This is a genomic window from Actinosynnema sp., assembly GCF_052038725.1.
Genome location: NZ_JBQGCX010000893.1, coordinates 1 through 3,535, shown reverse-complemented (window position 1 = coordinate 3,535; position 3,535 = coordinate 1). Strand labels below are relative to the sequence as shown.

Sequence of the window (3,535 nt, the reverse complement as noted above, 5' to 3'; positions counted from 1 at the left end):
GGGGGGGGCGCCTAGGCCACGGTGTCGGTCGGCCTGGGGGTCGCGCGGTTGTGGGTGCCGGTGCGGTGAGGGTGCGGGGGGGGGGCGCGCACCCCCGCCCCCCCGCTACAGCACCCGCTTCGCGAACCTGCGCTGCTTGCGCCGCGCCACCGCCATGATCGGCCCGGACGCGCGCAGCCCCAGCCCTGGGAACGCCGCGAGCAACCGCACCAGCGGCCCCCGCCACCTCGGCACCGCCAGCACCGGCCTCGGCCTGGCCAGCAGCCCCACCGCAGCGTCCGCCACCTCGTCCGGGAGAAGCCGCGTCCCGAACCAGGACGCCGCCGCGCGCGGGTCCGACGCCCGGTCGAACAGCATCGGCGTCCACATCCCGTCCGGGCACAGCGCGCTCACCCGCGTCCCGCGCCCGGCCAGCCGCAGGTCGTGCTGCACGCCCACGCTGAACGCCAGCGCCGCGTGCTTGCTCGCCGCGTACAGCGCCTCGCCGGGCGCCGCGACCAGTCCGGCCAGCGACACCACGTTCACCACGTGCCCGTCGTCGTCCATCGCGCCGAGCGCGGCCAGCGTGCCGTTCACCACTCCCTCGGCGTTGACCGACAGCAGCGCCCGCCGCCGCGCCCACGGCTCCTCCCACGCCGGGCCCGCGCTCAGCAGCCCCGCGTTGTTCACCCACACCGCCAGCCCCGGCGCGCCCGCCGCGACCCGCTCGCACGCCAGGGGATCGCCCACGTCCAGCTCAGCGGCCCGCGCGCCACGCCCGATCGCCCGCGCGACCGCCCGCGCGCCCACCTCGTCCACGTCCGCCACCACCACCGCGTACCCGCGCCCGGCCAGGCGCGCGGCGATCCGCTCGCCCAGCCCGCCCGCCGCACCGGTCACCACCGCAGAGCGCATCCCCGCATCATCCCGCGCCCGATCGGGGGCACGGGGGTGAAAAACACATTTCGCCGGACGGGGGCCGGGGAAGACCATGGTCACCGTGGTACTCACGACCCCCCGAACACCTCCCACCCCCCTGAAGCAGCAGCTCCTCCCCCTGGCGACCGTGGTGGTCCTCGGCGGCGCCGGTTACGCGCTCGTCGGGCCCCTGCTCTCCCTGTTCCTGATCAAGGAGCTCGGCGCGAACCCGTTCCAGGTCGGGTCGTTCATGCTCGTCAGCGCGCTCGCCGCGCTCGCCGTCAGCACCGCCGTGGGCCGGTTCTCCGACCGCCGCGCGGTGCGCAAGCAGCTCCTGGTCGTCGGCTCGCACAGCGGCACCGCCGCGTACGTGGTCTTCGCGCTCTCCCGCGAGTACCTGCTGCTCCTGCTGGTCTCGGTCACCCTGGCCGCGCTGAGCAGCGTCATGGTGCCGCAGAGCTTCGCCTACGCCCGCCAGTCGCTGTCCGCCAGCGGCTCCTCGCGCGGGCCGCTCGCGACCAGCGCCCTGCGCACCCTGCTGTCGCTGTCCTGGGCGATCGCCCCGCCGCTGGCCGCCATCTTCGTGGAGCGCTCCAGCTTCACCTGGGTGTTCGCGGGCGCGGCCGTCATGTACGCGCTCGCGGCGCTGGCCGCCTGGTACCGGCTGCCCGCCCTGCCCAAGCCCGAGCCGGTCGTGGTCATGCCCGACTCGGTCGCCGTCCCGTCGCGGGCGCGCGGCGAGCTGTCACTGACCGCCGTGGCGTTCGTGCTGCTCCAGGGCACGACGGCGCTGAGCGTCGCGGTGCTGCCGCTGTTCGTCGTCGACGACCTGGGCGGCACGGCGGGCAACGCCGGTGTCGCCATGGGCGTGTGCGCGGCGCTGGAGATCCCGCTGATGCTGTGGCTGGGCTTCGTCGCGGCCAAGGTCGACAACCGGCTGCTGGTGCTGGCGGGCGCGGTGCTCGCGCTGTCGTACCACGGCGTCATGCTGGTCAGCGGCGAGGTGTGGCACGTGATCGCCGCCCAACTGCTGCACGCCCTGGCCATCTCGGCGCTGCAGGGCATCGGCATCTCCTACTTCCAGGACCTCGACCCGGACTTCCCCGGCCGCGCCACGACCCTGTTCACCAACACCGGCAAGGCGGGCTCGATGCTGTCCGGGCCGCTGCTGGCGCTGGCCCAGGCGAACGGCTACCGGACCGCGTTCGCGCTCGGCGCGGCCATGGCCGTGACCGGTCTCGCGCTGCTCCTGCTCGCCCGCCCGCGCCGCGCCCGGCGACCCCGCACCGACGTCGGCGCAATGCCGTAGTCCCCGGTGCGCTAGGGGTTTCCGGATACCGGGAAGAAGTGCGGCGCGTCGCTATGGTGATCAACATGATCACGCGCCCCCACGATCCAGCGGCCAAGTGGGCCGCACACCCGACCTGGCTGATCACGCAGGCCGCGCTGCACGCGCACCGCCTGGTGGCCGACGGGCTCGCCGCCGTGGACGCGCGCGGGCACCACTACCGGGTCCTGGCGACCCTGGAGCAGACCGGCCCGGTCAGCCAGGCCACCCTCGGGCGGACCAGCGGCATCCACCTCAGCGACGTGGTGGCGGCCATCAACGAGCTGGCCGAGCGCGGGCTCGTGCACCGCGACCCCGACCCGACCGACCGGCGCCGCAACACCATCACCCTCACCACGGCGGGCCGCAGGCAGCTGCGCAGGCAGGAGCGGCGGCTCGCCAAGGTGCAGGACGAGTTACTCGCGCCGCTGGCGCCCGAGGAGCGGGAGGAGTTGGTGCGGTTGCTCGGCCAGGTGCTGTCCCACCACCGCAACGGCTGACCCGGTCCGACCAGCCTGCGGCGATCACCAGCCCGGCAGGCGCCCGGAACCGGACGGTCCCTCCCGCTCAGCGGGTGGACCCCGCACCGCCGCCCCCGAGAACCGGGAGGGCGGCGGCCCTCGCCGCGCCGAGCCGCGCCACGTCGAGGCCGACGACCCGCGACGACCACAGACGGCGGGCAGCGCCCGACCGGCGCCCGGCCACCGCAGGCGAGCGGCGTGCTGCCGGGGACCGCAGGGCTGAGGGCGCAGAGCCGAGGACGCAGGGCCGGTGGCCGGACACCCCGAGCTGCCGCAGACCCGAGACGACCCGGTCCGCCGAGGCCCCCGTCGCACGCGCACCGCGCTCCCGGCGCCGCAGCCGGAACGCCGCACCACCCCCCGACACGCCCGTGCGACACCGCCGGACACCCGTGCGCGCTGGCAGGCCCCCGTGCCCCCACCGCCGCAGACCACCCGCGCACGGCCGCCAGCCACCCCCGCACCGGGACGCCGCCGCGACACCCACGTGCCGCCGCAGGCCACCCGCGCGCGCCGCCGACCCCGGCCGTCACACCATGCCCAACCCCCGCCGCCGGGGCGCCCGCTCCCGCACCGGCTCCTCCTCAGGGCCCGCCAGCGCGTCGTACGCCGCCAGCCACCCCGTCGCCCGGTAGTCCCCGCGCCGGGTGAACACCGCCACCCCCACCGCCGCCTCGCCGCTCGCGGGCGGTTCCGGGTAGGGCAGCTCGCGCTCGCCCCCGGTCGGGGTCGGCGGGCCGGTCTCCTTGCCGCGCCAGGTGATCGCCGTCGCGCCCGCCGTGCACGCCAC

The 3,535-nt window shown here is 76.4% G+C and carries 4 protein-coding genes; 2 read left to right on the top strand and 2 right to left on the bottom strand.

Annotated elements, in window-relative coordinates:
- Window positions 1-105: 105 nt before the first annotated feature.
- Window positions 106-894: an SDR family NAD(P)-dependent oxidoreductase gene (locus ACTUAL_RS18520; RefSeq protein ID WP_440901150.1), complete on the bottom strand. Its 789-nt coding sequence runs from the start codon at window positions 892-894 to the stop codon at window positions 106-108.
- A gap of 76 nt (window positions 895-970) precedes the next feature.
- Between ACTUAL_RS18520 and ACTUAL_RS18515 the strand changes: the two genes are divergently transcribed.
- Together ACTUAL_RS18515 and ACTUAL_RS18510 are read left to right on the top strand one after the other, a co-directional pair.
- The gene (locus tag ACTUAL_RS18515; protein WP_440901149.1) at window positions 971-2,206 is read left to right on the top strand and encodes a sugar efflux transporter; all 1,236 of its coding nucleotides are present in this window, start codon (window positions 971-973) and stop codon (window positions 2,204-2,206) included.
- A gap of 65 nt (window positions 2,207-2,271) precedes the next feature.
- Window positions 2,272-2,724 (top strand): MarR family winged helix-turn-helix transcriptional regulator, encoded by a 453-nt coding sequence (locus ACTUAL_RS18510; protein ID WP_096497757.1) that lies wholly within the window; start codon window positions 2,272-2,274, stop codon window positions 2,722-2,724.
- A gap of 550 nt (window positions 2,725-3,274) precedes the next feature.
- Here the strand turns inward: ACTUAL_RS18510 and ACTUAL_RS18505 are convergent.
- Window positions 3,275-3,535, bottom strand: a 261-nt coding sequence (locus tag ACTUAL_RS18505) for a hypothetical protein (RefSeq protein ID WP_440901148.1), incomplete at its 5' end; no start/stop codon positions are given.